Source organism: Flavobacterium gilvum (assembly GCF_001761465.1).
Classification (GTDB): Bacteria; Bacteroidota; Bacteroidia; order Flavobacteriales; family Flavobacteriaceae; genus Flavobacterium; species Flavobacterium gilvum.
This window is the reverse complement of record NZ_CP017479.1, coordinates 554,009-572,743: the sequence shown is the minus strand read 5'-3', so window position 1 is coordinate 572,743 and position 18,735 is coordinate 554,009. Positions and strand designations below refer to the sequence as shown.

At 33.4% G+C, this 18,735-nt stretch carries 23 protein-coding genes; 14 read left to right on the top strand and 9 right to left on the bottom strand.

Features of this window, described 5'->3' with window-relative positions:
- Nucleotides 1–178 precede the first annotated feature (178 nt).
- From trmB to EM308_RS02410, 7 genes are all read left to right on the top strand, one after another.
- Entirely contained in the window at nucleotides 179–853 is a 675-nt protein-coding gene (gene trmB / locus EM308_RS02440; protein ID WP_035639144.1) for a tRNA (guanosine(46)-N7)-methyltransferase TrmB, read from the top strand.
- Nucleotides 854–910: 57 nt separating this feature from the next.
- Nucleotides 911–1,546 carry a LysE family transporter gene (locus tag EM308_RS02435; protein WP_035639147.1) on the top strand — a complete coding sequence of 212 codons (636 nt, stop codon included), beginning with the start codon at nucleotides 911–913 and terminating at the stop codon, nucleotides 1,544–1,546.
- Between the two features lie 3 nt (nucleotides 1,547–1,549).
- Nucleotides 1,550–1,882, top strand: a complete 333-nt coding sequence (locus EM308_RS02430) for an MGMT family protein (protein WP_035639149.1) — start codon at nucleotides 1,550–1,552, stop codon at nucleotides 1,880–1,882.
- A gap of 173 nt (nucleotides 1,883–2,055) precedes the next feature.
- Nucleotides 2,056–3,183 carry an Mrp/NBP35 family ATP-binding protein gene (locus EM308_RS02425; protein WP_035639151.1) on the top strand — a complete coding sequence of 376 codons (1,128 nt, stop codon included), beginning with the start codon at nucleotides 2,056–2,058 and terminating at the stop codon, nucleotides 3,181–3,183.
- A 77-nt stretch (nucleotides 3,184–3,260) separates the two neighbouring features.
- Nucleotides 3,261–3,500 (top strand): NifU family protein, encoded by a 240-nt coding sequence (locus EM308_RS02420; protein ID WP_070261772.1) that lies wholly within the window; start codon nucleotides 3,261–3,263, stop codon nucleotides 3,498–3,500.
- Between the two features lie 264 nt (nucleotides 3,501–3,764).
- Nucleotides 3,765–4,238: a hypothetical protein gene (locus EM308_RS02415; RefSeq protein ID WP_035641493.1), complete on the top strand. Its 474-nt coding sequence runs from the start codon at nucleotides 3,765–3,767 to the stop codon at nucleotides 4,236–4,238.
- A 51-nt stretch (nucleotides 4,239–4,289) separates the two neighbouring features.
- Nucleotides 4,290–4,607, top strand: coding sequence for a 2Fe-2S iron-sulfur cluster-binding family protein (locus tag EM308_RS02410; RefSeq protein WP_035641490.1), 318 nt, complete (start codon nucleotides 4,290–4,292; stop codon nucleotides 4,605–4,607).
- A gap of 135 nt (nucleotides 4,608–4,742) precedes the next feature.
- On the opposite strand, the gene EM308_RS02405 is transcribed toward EM308_RS02410, so the two are convergent.
- The 6 genes from EM308_RS02405 to EM308_RS02380 all read right to left on the bottom strand — a co-directional run bounded on the left by EM308_RS02405 (nucleotide 4,743) and on the right by EM308_RS02380 (nucleotide 10,176).
- Nucleotides 4,743–5,921 carry an acyl-CoA dehydrogenase family protein gene (locus EM308_RS02405; RefSeq protein ID WP_035638409.1) on the bottom strand — a complete coding sequence of 393 codons (1,179 nt, stop codon included), beginning with the start codon at nucleotides 5,919–5,921 and terminating at the stop codon, nucleotides 4,743–4,745.
- A 76-nt stretch (nucleotides 5,922–5,997) separates the two neighbouring features.
- Nucleotides 5,998–7,401 (bottom strand): carbohydrate porin, encoded by a 1,404-nt coding sequence (locus tag EM308_RS02400; protein WP_035638412.1) that lies wholly within the window; start codon nucleotides 7,399–7,401, stop codon nucleotides 5,998–6,000.
- Between the two features lie 167 nt (nucleotides 7,402–7,568).
- Nucleotides 7,569–8,276: a tRNA1(Val) (adenine(37)-N6)-methyltransferase gene (locus tag EM308_RS02395; protein WP_035638416.1), complete on the bottom strand. Its 708-nt coding sequence runs from the start codon at nucleotides 8,274–8,276 to the stop codon at nucleotides 7,569–7,571.
- A gap of 223 nt (nucleotides 8,277–8,499) precedes the next feature.
- Nucleotides 8,500–8,874, bottom strand: a complete 375-nt coding sequence (locus EM308_RS02390; protein WP_035638418.1) for a four helix bundle protein — start codon at nucleotides 8,872–8,874, stop codon at nucleotides 8,500–8,502.
- Between the two features lie 211 nt (nucleotides 8,875–9,085).
- Nucleotides 9,086–9,610 (bottom strand): ribosome maturation factor RimM, encoded by a 525-nt coding sequence (gene rimM / locus EM308_RS02385; RefSeq protein WP_035638420.1) that lies wholly within the window; start codon nucleotides 9,608–9,610, stop codon nucleotides 9,086–9,088.
- Between the two features lie 14 nt (nucleotides 9,611–9,624).
- A complete protein-coding gene (locus tag EM308_RS02380; protein ID WP_035638422.1) occupies nucleotides 9,625–10,176 on the bottom strand; it encodes a 30S ribosomal protein S16 in 552 nt (183 codons plus the stop codon).
- 392 nt (nucleotides 10,177–10,568) lie between these two features.
- Here EM308_RS02380 and EM308_RS02375 point away from each other — a divergent pair, with 392 nt between their 5' ends.
- The 7 genes from EM308_RS02375 (at nucleotide 10,569) to EM308_RS02350 (ending at nucleotide 14,294) form a co-directional block, all read left to right on the top strand.
- Nucleotides 10,569–10,919 (top strand): RNA recognition motif domain-containing protein, encoded by a 351-nt coding sequence (locus tag EM308_RS02375; RefSeq protein ID WP_035638424.1) that lies wholly within the window; start codon nucleotides 10,569–10,571, stop codon nucleotides 10,917–10,919.
- 411 nt (nucleotides 10,920–11,330) lie between these two features.
- A complete protein-coding gene (locus EM308_RS17990) occupies nucleotides 11,331–11,492 on the top strand; it encodes a hypothetical protein (protein WP_156101366.1) in 162 nt (53 codons plus the stop codon).
- The gene (locus EM308_RS02370; protein ID WP_035638426.1) at nucleotides 11,492–11,746 is read left to right on the top strand and encodes a hypothetical protein; all 255 of its coding nucleotides are present in this window, start codon (nucleotides 11,492–11,494) and stop codon (nucleotides 11,744–11,746) included. The genes EM308_RS17990 and EM308_RS02370 overlap by 1 nt, the downstream gene beginning before the upstream one ends.
- Before the next feature lie 135 nt (nucleotides 11,747–11,881).
- Nucleotides 11,882–12,379 carry a hypothetical protein gene (locus EM308_RS02365; protein WP_035638427.1) on the top strand — a complete coding sequence of 166 codons (498 nt, stop codon included), beginning with the start codon at nucleotides 11,882–11,884 and terminating at the stop codon, nucleotides 12,377–12,379.
- Between the two features lie 123 nt (nucleotides 12,380–12,502).
- Nucleotides 12,503–12,712: a hypothetical protein gene (locus EM308_RS02360; RefSeq protein WP_035638430.1), complete on the top strand. Its 210-nt coding sequence runs from the start codon at nucleotides 12,503–12,505 to the stop codon at nucleotides 12,710–12,712.
- 138 nt (nucleotides 12,713–12,850) lie between these two features.
- Nucleotides 12,851–13,414, top strand: coding sequence for a hypothetical protein (locus EM308_RS02355; RefSeq protein ID WP_035638432.1), 564 nt, complete (start codon nucleotides 12,851–12,853; stop codon nucleotides 13,412–13,414).
- Between the two features lie 265 nt (nucleotides 13,415–13,679).
- Nucleotides 13,680–14,294, top strand: coding sequence for a recombinase family protein (locus EM308_RS02350; RefSeq protein ID WP_035641478.1), 615 nt, complete (start codon nucleotides 13,680–13,682; stop codon nucleotides 14,292–14,294).
- A gap of 119 nt (nucleotides 14,295–14,413) precedes the next feature.
- Here EM308_RS02350 and EM308_RS02345 read toward each other — a convergent pair whose 3' ends face one another.
- From EM308_RS02345 to EM308_RS02335, 3 genes are all read right to left on the bottom strand, one after another.
- Complete coding sequence (locus tag EM308_RS02345; protein WP_035633023.1) at nucleotides 14,414–15,760, bottom strand: tyrosine-type recombinase/integrase; 1,347 nt, start codon at nucleotides 15,758–15,760, stop codon at nucleotides 14,414–14,416.
- A 265-nt stretch (nucleotides 15,761–16,025) separates the two neighbouring features.
- Complete coding sequence (gene leuB / locus EM308_RS02340; RefSeq protein ID WP_035633020.1) at nucleotides 16,026–17,081, bottom strand: 3-isopropylmalate dehydrogenase; 1,056 nt, start codon at nucleotides 17,079–17,081, stop codon at nucleotides 16,026–16,028.
- Nucleotides 17,082–17,203: 122 nt separating this feature from the next.
- Complete coding sequence (locus EM308_RS02335) at nucleotides 17,204–18,724, bottom strand: alpha-isopropylmalate synthase regulatory domain-containing protein (RefSeq protein WP_035633017.1); 1,521 nt, start codon at nucleotides 18,722–18,724, stop codon at nucleotides 17,204–17,206.
- Nucleotides 18,725–18,735: the final 11 nt, after the last annotated feature.

Below are 18,735 nucleotides of genomic sequence, written 5' to 3'. Positions count from 1 at the left end.
AGAAAGTGTTTTGACTTATATGTCCTTATATGCCTTATATGGTTTTAAAACCAAGTGTAACGAAAATAAAAAAAGCTTAAATGACTTATATGTTAAAAACTGAATTTTTGGTTTTTTGCAGGACTTAGGCTTTCATTCTTATATAATTGCTTAATTTTGCCGAAATTGAAAAAATATCGTGGGAAGTAAAAATAAATTAAAAAGGTTCAAGGAAAACGAAACATTCAATAATGTTTTTCAACCAACAAGAGAAGAGGTAGTCGGAGATTTGTTTCCGTTAAGAGGGAAGTGGAATTCAGAATTTTTTAAAAATGAAAACCCATTGATACTTGAATTGGGTTGCGGAAAAGGAGAATACTCTGTTGGATTGGCCGAAAAATATCCCAATAAAAACTTCATTGGAATCGATATTAAAGGAGCTCGTTTTTGGCGTGGTGCCAAAACTGCTGTTGAAACCGGATTGCATAATGTGGCTTTTGTAAGAACACAAATCGAATTAATCAACCACATTTTTGCAGAAAATGAAGTGGACGAAATCTGGATTACTTTTCCTGATCCCCAAATAAAATACAAGAGAACGAAGCATAGAATGACGAATTCCGAGTTTTTGAAATTGTATAAGAAAATTTTAAAGCAAGATGGAGTTGTCAACCTTAAAACCGATAGTGAGTTCATGCACGGTTATACTCTTGGATTGTTGCATGGGGAAGGGCATGAGGTTTTGTATGCCAATCACAATGTATATGTAAACGAAGGAAGTCCGGAAGAAGTTACTGCTTTTCAGACTTTTTACGAGAAACAATATTTGGAAATTAACAAAGCGATTACTTATATTCGTTTTAAAATCAAATAGTTTGGGTTATCGTTTTCGGTTGTTGACCGAAACTGCAAACCGGATTATGTATAAAATATGAATCTACTGTCGCCTTTTTTTATTGGATTTATTGTAGCAGCAATTGGAATTACGCCTCCAGGCCTGATAAATATGACTGCTGCAAAAGTGAGCTTGAAAGATGGTAGGAATGAGGCCATTTCATTTGCTGTTGGGGCTACAATAATTGTTTTTTTTCAGACATTTTTGGCATTATTGTTTGCCGATTTTATTAATATGCATCCCGAAGTTATCAGTAGTCTTCAGGAAATTGGGTTGTTTATATTTTTTGGCCTGACCGTTTATTTTTTCTGGAAAGCCAAAAAACCAAAAAAACCTAAATCGGAAATGAAGGTTCGCAGTAAAACGAACCGTTTTTTTCTGGGAATGTTGCTGTCGGCATTGAATTTATTTCCTATTCCGTATTATGTTTTTGTGTCCATAACACTCGCAGCTTACGGCTATTTTTATTTCCTGGATTCCTTTATTTATGCTTTTGTGGGCGGAGCGGTAATGGGTTCGTTCCTTGTTTTTTATCTGTATATTGTTTTCTTTAAAAAGAGGGAATCAAAATCTTCTTTTTTAATGGATAACGGAAATTACATTATAGGAACAATTACTGGACTAGTTTCAATAGTTACATTTTTTAAACTATTTAAAGTTTTTTTTAGCTAAAAAATGAAAGCAACAAACGACAATTTCTTTGATAAGGTTTATGCCGTCGTTAAACAAATTCCGTACGGAAAAGTTACTTCCTATGGCGCTATTGCAAAAGTCTTAGGAGCTGCGCGTTCAGCAAGAATGGTGGGTTGGGCTATGAATGCCGCTCATAATCTTGAGGATGTTCCTGCGCATCGGGTAGTGAATAGAAAAGGACTTTTGACCGGAAAACACCATTTTGATGGAACAAATCTAATGCAGCAATTACTCGAAAGTGAAGGCATAATTATTGAGAATAATCAAATTATTAATTTCGAAACTGTTTTTTGGGAGCCACAAGCGGAGCTTTAATACTATTTACTAGCAAAAAAGCGTACTCCTTTCCTAGGCGTATTATACATCGCAATCAATAAATCCAATCCAAATCCTTTATAATAAGAACTTAATCAGTTATCTTTGCAAACTGAAATTAGTTTAAATAAAAATACGCTTTTACAAAGTGTAAATCGATAGAAAAATATAAAATGAAATTAGATAAAAAAGACGTTCTCAAAGCATTAGAAACAATTACTGTTGCTGGAGAAGGTAAAAATATGGTAGAAAGCGGAGCGGTTGCAAACGTGGTTACTTTCGGAAATGAGGTTGTTGTAGATTTGGTATTGCATACGCCTGCGATGCACATCAAAAAAAGAGCCGAAGACGATATTAAAAAAACGATTCACGAGTTGGTTTCTCCCGATGCCCAAATTAAAGTAAACGTAAAGGTTGAAGTGCCCGAAAAGAATGAAGTTAAAGGTAAAGCGATACCGGGAATAAAAAACATTATAGCGGTTGCTTCTGGTAAAGGTGGCGTTGGAAAATCTACTGTTACGGCAAATTTGGCGGTATCATTGGCAAAAATGGGATTTGCCGTTGGAGTGTTGGACGCAGATATTTATGGCCCTTCTATGCCAATCATGTTTGATGTGGAAAGTGCAAAACCAATTTCGGTTGAGGTTAACGGGAAATCAAAAATGAAACCTGTGGAAAGCTACGGAATCAAAATGCTATCAATAGGATTTTTTACCTCACCAAGCCAAGCTGTAATTTGGAGAGGTCCTATGGCGTCTAAGGCCTTGAACCAAATGATTTTTGATGCAGATTGGGGAGAATTAGACTTTATGTTGATTGATTTGCCTCCGGGAACAGGTGATATTCATTTGTCAATTATGCAATCATTGCCTATTACAGGTGCTGTTGTAGTAAGTACTCCACAGGCTGTTGCATTGGCGGATGCCAAAAAAGGAGTTGCGATGTTTATGTCTGAAGCGATAAATGTACCTGTTTTGGGAATTGTTGAAAACATGGCATATTTTACCCCAGAGGAACTACCAAATAATAAATATTATATTTTTGGAAAAGAAGGTGCCAAAGATCTTGCCGAAGATTTGAATGTGGCATTTTTGGGAGAAGTTCCTATTGTTCAGTCCATTCGCGAAGCGGGAGATTACGGTCATCCAGCAGCACTACAAACAGGTACAGTTATTGAAACTGTTTTTGAAGAGATAACACGAAATGTTGTGAGCGAGGTTATCAGCAGAAATGAAAATTTAGAGCCTACTGAGGCAATCAAAATTACTACAATGGCCGGTTGTTCGGCTGTTAAAAAATAAGATTACTGGACTCCTCTATTTTTTGAAAATCGAGCAGTCCAATGATTGAATAATCAAAAATTCGAATATTCTTAAATATGAAAACAGAAGAACTAAAAAATAATGTTTTAAAAGCACTTGACGAAATCAGGCCTTTCCTGAATTCTGATGGAGGCGATATAAAACTTATTTCAATAGATGAAGGGAAACACGTGAAAGTGCGTCTTGAAGGAGCCTGCACCAGTTGCAGTGTAAATCAAATGACTTTGAAAGCGGGTGTTGAAACAACGATTAAAAAGTACGCTCCTCAAATAGAGACAGTTGTTAATGTTCTTTAAAAAATACTGAAATAGATTCTTTTTGTTGGTTAAAGATAATATTGAAAAAAAAGAGAGATCGTTTTGTTCTTATTGAAAAGATGGTTGAGTCTTGTTTAAATGCAATAAAACTCTTTTTTTGCAGGATTATCATTAGCGAATAATCAATATTTTTGTAGTTTATTTTGATATATGTAAAAAATAGTAGTAATAATTCAAGTTCTTTTTATTCGGTTTTTCAAATAAAAATTTACATTTGTAGCATTAACCTACAAAATTTGAATTATGAAAAAGTACTATTTATTAGTTATTCTATTTTTATGTTTCATTAAAAATTACGGACAAGAACCAATTCAGGAAGCTTATGTTTCAAAAACCCACGTAATGGTCGATGAAGAATGGGCCGAAGCTAATTACGGTTCAATGATTAATGTTTCGTCAAACAGACAGGGACAGTTGAAAATTGCAAATGCTGAATTTTTGACCGAACTTAGCGGCGGTAAAGCTAAAATGCTTGATAAAAGTGCCTACACAACGGCAGAATTGTCATCACCCGTGCTGATTAAAACCAAAACAGAAAAAAATGGTTTGGTGAATATGACTTACGAAGGAAAATTTGTTTTTAAAACCATTGAGGGAGCATATACACCAAATGTAAAAGTAATTTTTGTTGTGAACCAAGCAGACGTTATCGGTTTGAAAATTCATAACAAAGACAATAACAAAGATTACGCATTAGATCTTACAATAAAAGATTAATCGAAGTTTTAAACGACTCCGATTTTTTTAATAAAATGATAAAATATATAAATGGACGTTTTAATAAAAATTAAAGATAGAGAAGGAGTTGTTCATGAATTGCAAGCGCCAACAGATATGGCGATGAACATAATGGAATTGTGTAAAGCCTATGAGCTTCCGGTAGAAGGAACTTGCGGTGGGATGGCTATGTGTGCATCTTGCCAGTGTTATGTTCTTAATGATGTATCGCTACCAGAAATGGGTGAAGATGAGGAGGCAATGCTTTCTGAAGCTTTTTACGTAAAATCTAATAGCCGTTTGGGTTGCCAAATTCCAATAACTGAGAGTCTTGAAGGGCTAGAGTTGGAATTAGCTCCGGAAAGTTAAAATAAATATTGAGATGAAAATCCCGGTTTTTAGTTATATTCTGAAAACCGGATTTTTTTTGTAAAAAAAGCTCCTTGTTTTCAAAGAGCTTCAAGTACTTTTTGTAGTTCACTACTAATTACTAAGGGCTAAATTTTATTTGAAAGCCGAAATTCCGGTTATGTCAAATCCTGTGATTAATAAGTGAATATCGTGTGTTCCTTCGTATGTAATTACCGATTCGAGGTTCATCATATGACGCATGATAGAATATTCACCGGTAATTCCCATTCCTCCCAATATTTGTCTTGCTTCGCGGGCAATGTTAAGCGCCATGTCTACATTGTTTCTTTTGGCCATCGATATTTGGGCAGATGTTGCTCGTCCTTCATTTCTTAAAACACCAAGTCGCCAGGTCAGTAATTGCGCTTTGGTGATTTCAGTAATCATTTCGGCCAATTTCTTTTGTTGCAATTGAGTCCCGGCAATAGGTTTCTCGAACTGAATTCTTTCTTTCGCATAGCGCAAAGCAGTATCGTAACAGTCCATGGCCGCACCAATAGCTCCCCAGGCAATTCCGTAACGAGCTGAATCCAAACAGCCCAATGGTGCTCCCAATCCAGATTTATTTGGTAATAAATTCTCTTTGGGAACTTTCACATTATCAAAAATTAGTTCTCCAGTAGAGGAAGCTCTCAATGACCATTTGTTATGGGTTTCGGGTGTTGTAAAACCTTCCATTCCGCGTTCTACAATTAAACCGTGTATTCTTCCTTCTTCATCTTTTGCCCAGACAATGGCAATATCTGCAAATGGAGCATTTGAAATCCACATTTTGGCACCAGTCAAAAGATAATGATTTCCCATGTCTTTGAAATTGGTAATCATACTTCCAGGGTCTGAGCCATGATTGGGTTCGGTCAGGCCAAAACAACCCATTAATTCTCCGGTGGCTAGTTTTGGTAAATATTTCATTCTTTGTTCTTCGTTTCCGTATTTCCAAATTGGATACATTACCAATGATGATTGTACCGATGAAGTGGAACGAACACCAGAGTCACCGCGTTCAATTTCCTGCATTATTAAACCGTAAGAGATTTGGTCTAATCCTGCTCCGCCATATTCGGCAGGGATGTAAGGGCCAAAACCGCCTATTTCGGCAAGTCCTTTTATAATTTGTTTTGGGAATTCTGCTTTTTGGGCATATTCTTCTATAATTGGTGAAACTTCTCGTTTTACCCAAGCTCGGGCAGAATCACGTACAAGTTTGTGTTCTTCGGTTAATAAATCGTCTAGATTGTAATAATCTGGGGCTTGGAATAAATCAGGTTTCATGGTGTCATTATTTTATTGGATACAAATCTACATAAAGAAATATAACAAAACCAATATTGAATGTTATAAAGGTGCTCTACCAAATCCACCATTCGACTTTTGCACCAATATATTGTCCCCATCTTTTGGTTCCACTTTGTGCAAGATAGGATGAATATAGATTGTCGGCAGCAAATTTGTTATAACGCGCCACACTATATACGATTCTAAAATGAGGTCTTTCCCAAACATCTCTCACTGAAGTTGGAACTAATGTTGGAGCTAGGGTAAATTTAGTCATTTGTGCAAAGTCTTGTGTGCCGTCTTTTCGCCAGGCCAAATCGAATTCATGCAATAGATGCAACCAGTTTTTTATATACCAAGTTCCTCTTGCTCCCAACGCGATATCCTGCTTTCGGTTAAACAATAATCTTTTGCCCAAATAATCGGGAGTTTTGTTTATGCTATCGCTGGCTCCTCTGCTTTTGGTATAAACAGCATAGCCATTCAGGGAATAATTTTTGTTGATATTAAGTAAAAAAGTTTCGGTAAGTGCCAATGAATATGCTTTCTTGAAACTATTGGTTTCTAGGTTCGGGCCACCATAGGTGACGTATGTTCGGCTGCTTCCCCCATCTCCTCCATTGGCTATTCCTGTTCCGTATCGGGCACTTAATGCATTAAAAGAACCTGGTAATTTTGTTGAAATTCCCTTGTAATATTTTGCTCCAAATACATATCCGTTATCAGCCGGATAATTATAAAAAGAGTTCTGACCTTGAGCAGTTCCAGAGGGAAGTCTTTGGTATTCACTAAGTAATTTTACATACCCTTTGTTGATGGGGATGCTGTGTTCCAAAATCCAGACATATCTGTTGCGTAGTCCCAGTGTTGGAGTTCCATTGACGATGTTAAGATAAAAATTTGGAGGTAGTGTAGAAGTCGTGTCGATAGAACCCGTAAAAATAGCTGATAATTGAGTGTTTTTATGTTTTACTCCAATGCCTTGGCCAGAATGATCATCAAAATAAAAATGATCAATAATGTGTATATCATCATAGCGATTCAATCTTGCGCCCAACCACACGCTCCATTCGCTTCCCATAATATTATTGGCTTCGGCGTATAATTCTGGTAGCGATGTTGTAATTCCACCTATTGATTTGTTGGAAACATTGCCTATTAATTGACCTTGAGTGGTGTAGAAGGCAAATCTTGACTGGACATTTATTTTGGTTTTTTCAGCACCTGCAATAGTTGGTTCAAAGTGCATGGCGGCAGCTAATTCAAAATAATCATTTTCTTCAAATCGACCTCCGATGGATCCCATTCCGTTTAAGTTCAGAGTTTGTGGGTACTCGCTGTTTGATGAGCCCAAAGAGTAGGCTATTCCGGCTCTTCCATAGCTACCAAGAGAAAATTTTTTGTTCGAAATACTAGGTGTTTGTGCAAATAAAATTAGAGAAAATGAGAAAAGAAATAGTGTTAAGGGGGTTTTCATGGATTTAATTTCTTTAAATTTTGACACAAAAAGTTTTTCTTTTCATGTGCTAGCTCAAACTTACCATTTTTGATAAAATTTTAAGTGTTAAATCGGAAAATTATAAAGAAATTTTTTCCAAAAGAAAAGGACGTTTATAAGGAAAATGATTTTTTTTTAAATCGATTTTACATCTTCAGATAAAAGTCTTTTGTCAATTCGATGTATTCTGGAGTGTAGATGTGTCTCGCGGTTTCGATGGTTAATTCTTCTTCTAGAACAGTGTCATTTTCATTTCGGCAAAAAGCCAATAAACTGCGTTTAATCTCAGAAGTCGGGGTTCCTTTTACGCGTGTAATTTTTATGGGATGTAATTCGTATGCTGCGGCAAGAGCCAAAAAAATTTCTTCTTCCTTGAAAGGGATAATAACAGAGAAAATTCCGTTTTCAGAAAGTAATAAAGCTGCGGCTTCAATCAAATCTTCAAAAGGCATGGCGTCCTGAAAACGCGCCAAATCCCTTTGTTCATTTTCAGTTTTATAATCTTCGCTGTAAAAAGGAGGATTCGAAACGATTAAATCATACTCATCTTCGGGTTCTTCTACAAATTCGTCCAAGCCTGCGTGAAAGCAAAATAATCGGTCACTCCAGGGAGAGTTTTCAAAATTATCTGTCGCTTGTTCGTATGCTTCATCGTCAATTTCCAGAGCATCGATTTGTTCAGCGTGGCTTCTTTGTGCTAGCATCAATGCAATGATTCCCGTTCCCGTTCCAATGTCCAGAATGCTGAAAGGATTATTTTCTATGGGAGTCCAAGCACCGAGTAAAACACCGTCAGTTCCAATTTTCATTGCACAGCGATCTTGTTCAACAACAAATTTTTTGAATGAAAACATAATTTTAATATAAAAATTCCAATATTTTTAAATTCCAAATTCCAATCTTGGAAAGGGAAATTCCAATACTAACATTCCAAATAAAGGAGGAATACTAATTCTGAAATTTTAGGATACAAACTTAATTCTTAATTATAGATTTTGAACCTTGAAATTGAATTAAAGTGTCGAAATTTATTACCTATATTGGGATTTGGAATTTTAAAATATTGGTATTTCCCCTTTATTTGGAATTTGGAATTTTAGTATTGGAATTTATTTTTGTAATTATTGCTGAAAGTATTTTTCTCAACTCTTCAATTTCAAATAGTAATGCTTCTGAGCTTTCTTTATACTCTGGATTTAATTCTTGTAATAATCTTAGCCAATATTTAGATTCTTTTGCTTCTTTTCTCGCTATTTTCAAACGAAAGTTTAAGTCTTTTTCTCCTAGTTTTTCGTTTGCTTCAATGTAGTTAGCACCTACAGAGCCGGAGGATCTTACTAATTGTTTTCCATCTTCAATATTTGAAATTGTTTTTGGAAGTTTTTGAATATAGATCCTACATTGTTTAGCGAATAGAAAAGTTCTTTCTTCTAGATCGTATGGCTTTTCCATAAGTTATTAAATCTCAATTTTAAAAAATTCAAATTACAAAGAGACGAGTGGATTATTTATTTTTCAAAGGTCTTTGTTTTTCAAATTTAAATTAAAAAATCGGATTTTTCTTTCTTTTGGTTAAAATTCTCCTTTAATTAGAGTTTGGAATTTTTTTTTGAATTTCTCTTTTCGAGATTGGAATTTGGAATTTAAAATATTGGAATTTTATTTAAAGGTACATTTCAATAAGGCCTTCTGGTAAATCCATGATGATTTTTTTGTTTTCCCTATCAACTTTAATTAGGAAATGGTCAATCATAGGAATTAGGATTTCGGTACCGTCTTTAAGTACTTCAAAAAGAGGTTGCGCTGTAGTATCGTTAATAGATTGGATATCACCAACATATCCCAGGCGTTTGTCTTCTACTTCGAAGCCGATAACTTCGTGAAAGTAAAATTTGTTACCCGAAAGTTTGGGTAACATTTTTAAAGGAAGATACAAGTCGTTCCCAATTAAGGCATCGGCAGCTTCTTCGGTGTTGATGTCTTCAAAACTGATTCTAAGGAAATCATTTTTGTGTAAAGAACTGTTTTCAATAAAAAAAGGAACCAAGTGTTTGTTGCATTCAACAAACACTGATTCCAAGTTTTCGTATAACTCAGGTTCGTCCGTGTCTAAATAAGCCAAGACTTCTCCTTTGAAACTAAATTTTTTGGCGATTTTGCCCAAATAGAAACAATCTTCTTTACGCATTGTCGCCGACTAAATTATGCTTCAGTTGTTTCGTTATTTTCTTCTGCTGCAGGAGCTTCTTCAGCTTCAGCAACAACTTCTTCTGTAGCAGCGGCAGCAGCTTCGGCTTCTGCTTGAGCAGCAGCAGCATCAGCAATACGTTTTGCGTTTACTTCTTGTTCAGCTTTCAATGCTTTAGCTTTAGCATCAGCTTGTGCTTTAGACAAACCATCTTTTTTGGCGTCAACTTTTCCAGCTTTAGCTTCTAACCAAGCAGCTAATTTTGCATCAGCTTGTTCTTGAGTCAATGCACCTTTACGAATACCTCCATCTAGGTGGTGTTTCAATAAAGCTCCTTTGTAAGAAAGAATAGCTTTAGCTGTATCAGTAGGTTGAGCACCGTTGTGCAACCATTTTACTGCGCTATCCAAGTCCAACTCGATAGTTGCAGGATTTGTGTTTGGATTGTAAGTACCAATTTTTTCAAGGTATCTACCATCTCTTTTTGAGCGTGCATCTGCAGCTACAACCCAGTAAAAAGGTTTTCCTTTTTTTCCGTGTCTTTGTAATCTAATTTTTACTGACATAATCGTATGATTAAATTTTGAGGTACTCGACCTCGATTAATTAAGGGTGCAAAGATACATCTTTTATTGAAACTATCTAAAAAGTTTATTATTTTAATTGATTAACAGTTTGGTAGCTTTTTGATGTGAAAAACTCGTGAAAAACTCTGTTGAATAAGGGGAAATGCGTTATTTGTTTTTTTTTGGAATAAAAAATTTAAAACGCTCTAAAAATAATTATTGTTGATTCTGAAGTTAATAATGACTGTAAAGTTATTTTTTCATTGCAGAAATATAGTTTTGTTTAAAAGGGTAAATGAAAAATAATCATAAATTATATCATAAATAATCTAATTAATAGTAGTTTAGAATAAAATAAGAGTACATTTGTGGCTTATTATAAAAAAGTACTTATGAATATTTTTGTTGGAAGCCTTCCATTCAGTATTGAGGAAGCAGATTTAAGAGAGTCTTTCGAGGCATACGGAGCAGTTGATTCAGTTAAAATCATTACTGATAAGTTTACAGGAAGAAGTAAAGGTTTTGGTTTTGTTGAAATGCCGAATGACGCTGAAGCTCAAAAAGCAATTGACGAATTGAACGGAGCTACTGTTCAAGGGCGTGCAATTGTTGTAAACAAATCTGAGCCGAAACCAGAAGGTGAAAGAAGAAGTTTTAATAACAACCGTGGAGGTGATTCTCGCGGAGGTTACGGAAACAACCGTGGTGGAGATAGCCGTGGTGGTGACAGAGGAAGATATTAATATTTTTTTCAATCATATAAAAAAAGGCATATTTACAACTAATTATAAATTAGTGAGTTAAGTTTAAAAAAATAAAAAGTGTGTTGAAAAGTGTGTTGTTTTAATCAAAAGAAAAACAGCAAAAAACACTCAATCATTTTAATTTATATGTGATTTTTCAAATATGTTTATTAATGATTTACCAAATAATAAGACGAGTAGCGATACTCGTCTTTTTTTATTGTATAAAATCATCTTGTGAAACATTCTCTCCTGTTTCTTTTTAATTGTATGTATTAGTAATTATTTGCCCCTACAAATAATTACAATATTGCCTAATACTCCACATAATCACATCTAATTTTTTTTTCAAAAAATCATAAGGGAGCATAAAGTATATAATATATACTTTATAAAAAATGAAATATAAAGATGAAAACAGAACAAGAGAAACGAGCAACAATAAATGTAAGTAAAACAACAAAGAACCTATTAAGTGAAGCAATTTGTGTCGGACGAAAAAAACTATCATACAATGATTTCCTTATTGAATTATGTGAGAAGTTCTTATTAGAAAAAAAGGAAATGGCATAATGATAAAGAGATTTATAAACTTCAACAATACCCCAACTATTACCTATGATAGTATTAGAAAAGATGGCGAGACATTTGATAAAATCATAGAAGGTATTAGTTATGATAAAATAAAAAAATATGATGATAGGATTATTAAACTCCACTCGGATTTGACAAAACAAACGGACCCAATTAAGAAGCAGATAATAACAAAAGAGATTTCCATACTGAAATTACAAATAGAGATAGAGAATTTGAAAGGTAAAAAATAGAGAATATAAATTATAAAGAGTTATACCATACTCGGATTAAAAATGGAAAAACAAATGAGTTATTTCATTCTCTGATTAAAAATGAAAGAATAAAAATGCAATAGAATGCCCTTGGTTGAACTTTTATAGTTTGCCTTGGTTGAACTATATCTAAAAATTATTAATGAAATAGTGTTATTTACAACAGAAAAAGAGAGACAGCAAGTCATCGCTGATGACATTCAAAATAAAATCCAACGATTAAAAAACTATGATAATACCTATTTGTATTTTATTACAATAACAGATACAAAATATAAAACAACAGGGCAATTTAGATTTGCTTTGACTACATTATTTAATAAAATTCATAAAAATATTTACTTCAATAAGTCTAACTCTTATCTTTTTATCTTGGAATACCCAGAGATAGTATCCCGTGGAAACTTTGAGAATATAAAAAATATAGATATACATTCTCATATAATACTCGCGACAGAGATGAAAGAAGAAGTGTTAAAAAGCATTTTATACAAGGCGTTTATTGGTGCTGATATTGATGTAAAAAACTACTATAAATCCGGTGATGGGTATTTGATAAAGCAAAAGAACATTATTGATAAAACAAATTATCATTATTGTTTAACGAAATAGACCAATTAGTGCCAAAAAATTATTGTAAATAATTTACACTAAATCACATTAAAAGATATTAATTTACATCAAAAGATATTATATTTGAATTCAATCAATTATTAATCATTAAAACAAATTAAAATGGCTGAAAAAATACACAAATTTGGGACTACAACAATTGGTGGTAAAGTGGTTCCGTTAACTAAAAGTGGATTACCTAATAGTGTTTATTTAAGTAAAGAAGCAAGAGAAGTTGTAAAGACTTTTAATGAAAAAGTAAAAAAACAAAAAGTTGCCGCTACTGAAAAAGAATTGGATGCTTTATTGAATGGACTTGGTTTGTTGAAATAAATTATTTAGTTAAAAAAACAGAAACAAACCTTCGCCAATCATTCTAAAAAATGGGTGTAATAAGAAGGTTTGTTTCGCTTATATACAAGTTGTGCGTCATTTTGGCCAAACAAAAACGAAATCAAAAAACGAAAATAAATGAAGAATTTTTTATTAGCCATAGCTTTATGTGGTCTAACTATTACTGTGAAGTCACAAAATGCAAGTGTTGAAAAATCTACATTTGGAATACAAACAGGACTTTTAGGTCTTTGGGTTCATAATGAAACAAAATTAACAAATCAAATTGCTTTAAGAAGTGAACTTGGATTAGATAGTGGAATTTGGGGAGGAGATTTTTATGATAAAACAGGATTTTCAATGACACCTGTAATTACTGCCGAGCCACGTTGGTATTACAACTTAAATAAAAGAGAAAATAAATCAAAGAGAGTTGACGGAAATAGCGGAAATTTCATTTCGCTTAAAACAAGTTATCATCCTGATTGGTTTGTTATTTCAAATTATGATAATGTAAATATTATTAGTGACATATCAATTATTCCAACTTGGGGAATTAGACGTAATATTGGAAAACACTTTAATTACGAAACTGGAATTGGAATTGGATACCAATATATTTTTGCGAAACAAGCAGGTTATTTAGAAAATGAAAGTAACACAATATTGAATTTACATTTACGCATTGGATATAGATTTTAAAATGCAGAAAAGATCAAATGAAAAAACTCTTTTCATCTGACGGTCCTCGCTCTCCTGAAACTCAAAGGAATTGACGGGGGGCCGCACAGGATTGAATAATAAAGAAAAACTCTTTCCGTGTAGATTGATTTTTACAATTCTTATTTTTAGAGTAGAGGTTTTTTTGTGAATGTAATTCTATAAAAAAACATCTAATTTCCTCCTTAATATGGATTATTGCCCATAATTTTAGGATGTCAATAGGACTATCCTAAAATTATGAATTATGAAAGTATTATACGCTCGTGTTTCTTCAATAGATCAAAAAACAGATAGACAACGAATAACTGAAAATGAGTTTAATTTAGTTGTTGAAGATAAATGTTCGGGAGCCATTCCTTTTTTTGAAAGAGAAGGTGGAAAAGAAATAAAAAAACTTCTTGATAATGGAATACTTAAAACTCTGTCTGTATTACAGATTGACCGACTTGGTAGAGATTTAAGAGATATAATAAATACAATCTTTTATTTTAATGAGAGAAAGATTTCAATCAATTTTATTTCGCAAGGATTAACAACACTTGATCCACAAGGTAAAGAAAATCCAATATCCAAAATGATGATTTCAATTCTTGGAATTGTTGGTGAAATGGAAAGAAATCAAATAAAAGAAAGACAACGAGAAGGGATTAGAATTGCTAAAATGAAAGGTTCTTATAACGGAAGAAAAAAGGGAAGTAATGAAGACACTTTAACTTTCTTAAATAAAGAGAAAAACAAAAAAGCAGTGGAGTTAATTAAAAAGAATTATAAAAACACTGAAATATCAAAGATTACTGGACTTCACATAAATACTCTAACTAAAATTAAATCCTATCTAAAACGAATTGAAATTGATTAAATAGTATTGAATGGTATTAAATCATATTAAACTTAATCGTGATTAAGTTTAATATGATTTAATTAAGTTGAACTTATATACTTAACACTTAAAACCTCATCGTGATGAGGTTTTCTATATTAAAATGGTAGATTGTCTGGTTTGTCTTCTCCGGAGTAGTGGTTTTCGTTGTTATCTTTATAAACCTTGTTAGAAACTAAATCACCAATATTTTTCATTCTATCTAATCCGTGGTTTCTTTCAATATAACTTTCGGTAGTTCCTATGTTTTTATGTGTTAATGAACGAGATATATCCAATAAATTAACGCCCTCTATGTTCAGTAATATATTAGTCCAACTATAACGTCCTGTATGACTACTAATCTCAACAATATCCAAGTTGTATAAATCCTTCAATTTAATTAAGTTGTTGTTGTATTTAACTCTCAATCTATTTATAGCGTTAAATTGCTCTGTAGTCATTTCTTTATCTTTATTATAATCATTTAGAACTGGCTCGGTTGAAAGAAAATTAGAAAAAATAAAGTCATTATCGTTTATATTCTTAATGAAATCAAAGAACTCATATTTAAGAGACTTGCTATTGTATTTTAATGTTTTTGAATTGAAATAGCCATAATTATCAAATAATATTTTTAATAATGTTTCATTATAAGGCACTCTTAAATAATCACTCGTCTTTTTTGTGAAAATCTCAATATGAGTTTCTTTCAAATCTCCCTTTCTCATTAGCAATAAGTCGCTAACTCTAATCCCTGAACAAAATATGGAAGTTAATAACATATTTCTTGTTTCAAAAAGAGGGCTTTCTATGGTGTTTTCAAAGTCATGATAAAAAGAGATGTTTAATAATGTTTCTATATCGGATTGCTGTAGGATTTTCTTGTTATTGTGTGTTGGTTTTAAGTTTAAGTCCTCAAAATAATTAAACTTCTCAATATACAAACCCTCTTTTTTAGCGAGATTTAAGATTGTCTTTATTACATTTATGTATTGTTTGGTAGTATTAACCGAAAGAGTTTCTAAAAGATAATTCTTAAAATCTACAACAAATGAGTAATCAAAATCACTAAATAGAATATCCTCTTTATTCTTTTTTACTTTATAATTTTCTAACTTTTTTAAGACTGAATTGTAATTACTTGATGTAGAAGGATTTCTTTGTAAGGCGGTGTAATCTCTAAAATAAACAACAAAAGAGGTTTTGGTGTTTTTCTTATCGTCAAAAATTGAAAAATCATTAATTTTTGATGATATTTTGCTATTTATTTCCCTGTAATTTATAATGGTTGTTTTCTTGAACTGGTTAATGTCATCGTAAAATAAATCTTTGAAGTGATCCTTGTTAATCTTATAATTTAATGAAACAAGTTTCTTTTTGCCTGAACCATTAAAATATCGGATATATAAATATCCTTCATCATCGTCTTTATGTTTTTTCTGGAATATAACACTACTCTTCATATTGATTAATTTTGAGAAACAAATATAACAAATTAGAAGAGGTGTGTTGTTAGTGTGTTGTTTTAATACTGAAAATATTCAAAATATTTTTTATAAATAAATTATAAATACTTGAAAATAAGATATTTATAATTTATAAAAAAATATATCAAGACATATTTTTTTCAATCATATAAAAAAAGGTGTCAATTATGTTGACACCTTTTTTGTTTATAGTGATTGTAGAGACGTTGCACTGCAACGTCTCTACTCACATTATATATGTTTATATATTGGCAGCCAACCAGTCACCAACTTCTTTAGTTCCGTATGCTTTTCCTCCATCAGCTAAATCTTCAGTAACTACTCCAGCTTCTAAAGCTTTGTTTACAGCATCTCTCATTGCTTTTCCTTCTTCCATCAATCCGAAGTTTTCGAACATCATTGCTGCCGATAAAACAGTAGCCATTGGGTTAGCAATGTTCAATCCTGTAGCTTGTGGATATGAACCGTGAATAGGTTCGAATAAAGATACTTCAGCTCCCATAGATGCAGAAGGCATTAATCCCATTGAACCAGAAATTACAGAAGCCTCATCTGTCAAGATATCCCCAAATAAGTTTTCTGTGATTAATACATCATAAGAGTTTGGCCATTGTACCAAACGCATTGCAACCGCATCAACAAATTCATAACTTACTTCAACTTCTGGATAATCTTTTTCCATTGCCTGAACAGTTTCTCTCCATAAACGGGATGTTTCCAAAACATTTGCTTTATCAACACAGCATAATTTTTTAGAACGAGTCATTGCCAATTCGAATCCTTTTTTAGCCAAACGTTGTACTTCGGCTCTTGTGTAAACACAGTTGTCAAAAGCAGTATCTCCGTTGTCTCTTCTTCCTTTTTCACCAAAGTAAATTCCGCCTGTTAATTCTCTTAAGAAAACCAAATCAGTTCCTTCGATTCTTTCTCTTTTTAAAGGAGATTTGTCCAATAATGAAGGGAATGTAAAAGTTGGTCTTACGTTTGCAAACAAACCTAATGCTTTACGCATTTTCAACAAACCTTGTTCTGGTCGTACTGGTGCAGAAGGATCGTTATCGTATTTAGGGTGACCAATTGCTCCAAAAAGAACTGCATCAGCATTTTTACAAACTTCATGTGTTGAGTCTGGATAAGGTTCACCTACTGCATCAATTGCAGCAGCACCAGTTAAAGCCGGTTTCCATGTAATTTCATGTCCAAATTTTTGTGCAATGGCATCTGATACTTTTACTGCTTGATCAATTACTTCTGGTCCGATTCCGTCTCCTGCTAAAAGCGCGATATTTAATTTCATTTTTTAAGTATTTATTATTTTTAAGTTTCTAAGTTTCTGAGATTCTAAGTTTTATTTCTGCTAAAATATAAGCTTGATTAAAAATCTTAGAAGCTTAGCATCTTAGCGGCTTAGTATCTTTTTTAAGGAATTACATTGAGCATTTTTTGAGTAGCAATGATTGCTGCAACGGTTTGGTCAGAGTCTAAACCTCTTGTTTTAAATTCTTTTCCGTTGTGAGTCCAAGTTATGATGGTTTCGCACAATGCATCCGAGCTACTGCCTGGAGGGATGCGAACCGCATAATCGACTAGTTTTGGCAAAACCATTTTTTTGGTTTTATAAATTTTAGAAAGCGCATTCATAAAAGCATCAAATTGTCCGTCTCCCTGAGCGTTTTCTTCAATGATTTCTCCATCTATTTTTAAACAAAGCGTCGTTGAAGGGCGCATTCCTTTGGAGTGAACGAGAACATACGATTGAACTGTGATTTTCTCTTCATAGGTTTGACTGTCTAAGACATCAGAGATGATATAAGGTAGGTCTTCTTTGGTTACGGTTTCCTTTTTATCTCCCAATTCGATGATGCGTTGGGTGACCAATTTTAAATCTTCCTGATTCAGTTTTAAGCCCAATTCCTGAAGATTTTTTTCGATATTGGCTTTTCCAGATGTTTTTCCTAAAGCATATTTACGCTTTCTTCCAAAACGCTCTGGAAGCAAATCGTTAAAATATAAATTGTTTTTATTGTCACCGTCGGCGTGAATACCAGCTGTTTGCGTAAAAACATTGTCTCCAACAATTGGTTTATTTGCCGGAATTCTATATCCGGTAAAAGTTTCTACCAGTTTACTCACGGAGTATAAAGACGATTCTTTGGTGTTGATTTCAACCTCGGGTAAAAAATCATTAATAACGGCAACGGTACTTTCGAGCGGAGCATTTCCTGCGCGTTCTCCCATTCCGTTTACGGTAACGTGTAAACCGCTAATGCCTGCTTTTATGGCTTCCATCACATTGGCAACGCTTAAATCATAATCGTTGTGGGCGTGAAAATCAAAATGAATGTTAGGATATTTTGCGGTGATTTTGGATATAAAATCAAAAGTGTCTGATGGAATAAGAACTCCTAAAGTATCAGGCAACAATATTCTTTTGATGGGTTGTGTAACCAAAAAATCAAGATATTGAAAAACATATTCAGGAGAATTGCGCATGCCGTTGCTCCAATCTTCCAGATAAACGTTGGTTGCAATTCCGTTTTCGTTTGCAAAAGCAATAGTTTTGGCAATTTCCTCAAAATGCTGTTCCGGTGTTTTTTTTAATTGATGGGTTAAATGGTTTAGCGAACCTTTGGTCAATAAGTTTTGAACTTTGGCTCCGGCTTTTTTCATCCATTCGATAGAAATTCCGCCATCAACAAAAGTCAATACTTCGATTCTGTCCGCATAGCCTTTTTCGGCAGCCCACGACATAATGCCGCTTACACCTTGGAATTCACCTTCGCTTACACGAGCCGAAGCGATTTCGATACGGTCAACATGTAATTCTTCCAGCAATAATTGTGCAATGGTTAATTTCTCTGCAGCAGAAAAGGATACTCCCGAGGTTTGTTCGCCATCGCGGAGTGTGGTATCCATTATTTCAATTTTTCTTTTTTCCATATTGCTGTTCT

Bases quoted from the DNA above. Each gene is read 5' to 3' on its own strand.
- EM308_RS02435 (WP_035639147.1), top strand. From the start codon at position 911: ATGAATCTACTGTCGCCTTTTTTTATTGGATTTATTGTAGCAGCAATT.
- EM308_RS02430 (WP_035639149.1), top strand. From the start codon at position 1,550: ATGAAAGCAACAAACGACAATTTCTTTGATAAGGTTTATGCCGTCGTT.
- EM308_RS02425 (WP_035639151.1), top strand. From the start codon at position 2,056: ATGAAATTAGATAAAAAAGACGTTCTCAAAGCATTAGAAACAATTACT.
- EM308_RS02420 (WP_070261772.1), top strand. From the start codon at position 3,261: ATGAAAACAGAAGAACTAAAAAATAATGTTTTAAAAGCACTTGACGAA.
- EM308_RS02415 (WP_035641493.1), top strand. From the start codon at position 3,765: ATGAAAAAGTACTATTTATTAGTTATTCTATTTTTATGTTTCATTAAA.
- EM308_RS02410 (WP_035641490.1), top strand. From the start codon at position 4,290: ATGGACGTTTTAATAAAAATTAAAGATAGAGAAGGAGTTGTTCATGAA.
- EM308_RS02405 (WP_035638409.1), bottom strand. From the start codon at position 5,921: ATGAAACCTGATTTATTCCAAGCCCCAGATTATTACAATCTAGACGAT.
- EM308_RS02400 (WP_035638412.1), bottom strand. From the start codon at position 7,401: ATGAAAACCCCCTTAACACTATTTCTTTTCTCATTTTCTCTAATTTTA.
- EM308_RS02395 (WP_035638416.1), bottom strand. From the start codon at position 8,276: ATGTTTTCATTCAAAAAATTTGTTGTTGAACAAGATCGCTGTGCAATG.
- EM308_RS02390 (WP_035638418.1), bottom strand. From the start codon at position 8,874: ATGGAAAAGCCATACGATCTAGAAGAAAGAACTTTTCTATTCGCTAAA.
- rimM (WP_035638420.1), bottom strand. From the start codon at position 9,610: ATGCGTAAAGAAGATTGTTTCTATTTGGGCAAAATCGCCAAAAAATTT.
- EM308_RS02380 (WP_035638422.1), bottom strand. From the start codon at position 10,176: ATGTCAGTAAAAATTAGATTACAAAGACACGGAAAAAAAGGAAAACCT.
- EM308_RS02375 (WP_035638424.1), top strand. From the start codon at position 10,569: ATGAATATTTTTGTTGGAAGCCTTCCATTCAGTATTGAGGAAGCAGAT.
- EM308_RS17990 (WP_156101366.1), top strand. From the start codon at position 11,331: ATGAAAACAGAACAAGAGAAACGAGCAACAATAAATGTAAGTAAAACA.
- EM308_RS02370 (WP_035638426.1), top strand. From the start codon at position 11,492: ATGATAAAGAGATTTATAAACTTCAACAATACCCCAACTATTACCTAT.
- EM308_RS02360 (WP_035638430.1), top strand. From the start codon at position 12,503: ATGGCTGAAAAAATACACAAATTTGGGACTACAACAATTGGTGGTAAA.
- EM308_RS02355 (WP_035638432.1), top strand. From the start codon at position 12,851: ATGAAGAATTTTTTATTAGCCATAGCTTTATGTGGTCTAACTATTACT.
- EM308_RS02350 (WP_035641478.1), top strand. From the start codon at position 13,680: ATGAAAGTATTATACGCTCGTGTTTCTTCAATAGATCAAAAAACAGAT.
- EM308_RS02345 (WP_035633023.1), bottom strand. From the start codon at position 15,760: ATGAAGAGTAGTGTTATATTCCAGAAAAAACATAAAGACGATGATGAA.
- leuB (WP_035633020.1), bottom strand. From the start codon at position 17,081: ATGAAATTAAATATCGCGCTTTTAGCAGGAGACGGAATCGGACCAGAA.
- EM308_RS02335 (WP_035633017.1), bottom strand. From the start codon at position 18,724: ATGGAAAAAAGAAAAATTGAAATAATGGATACCACACTCCGCGATGGC.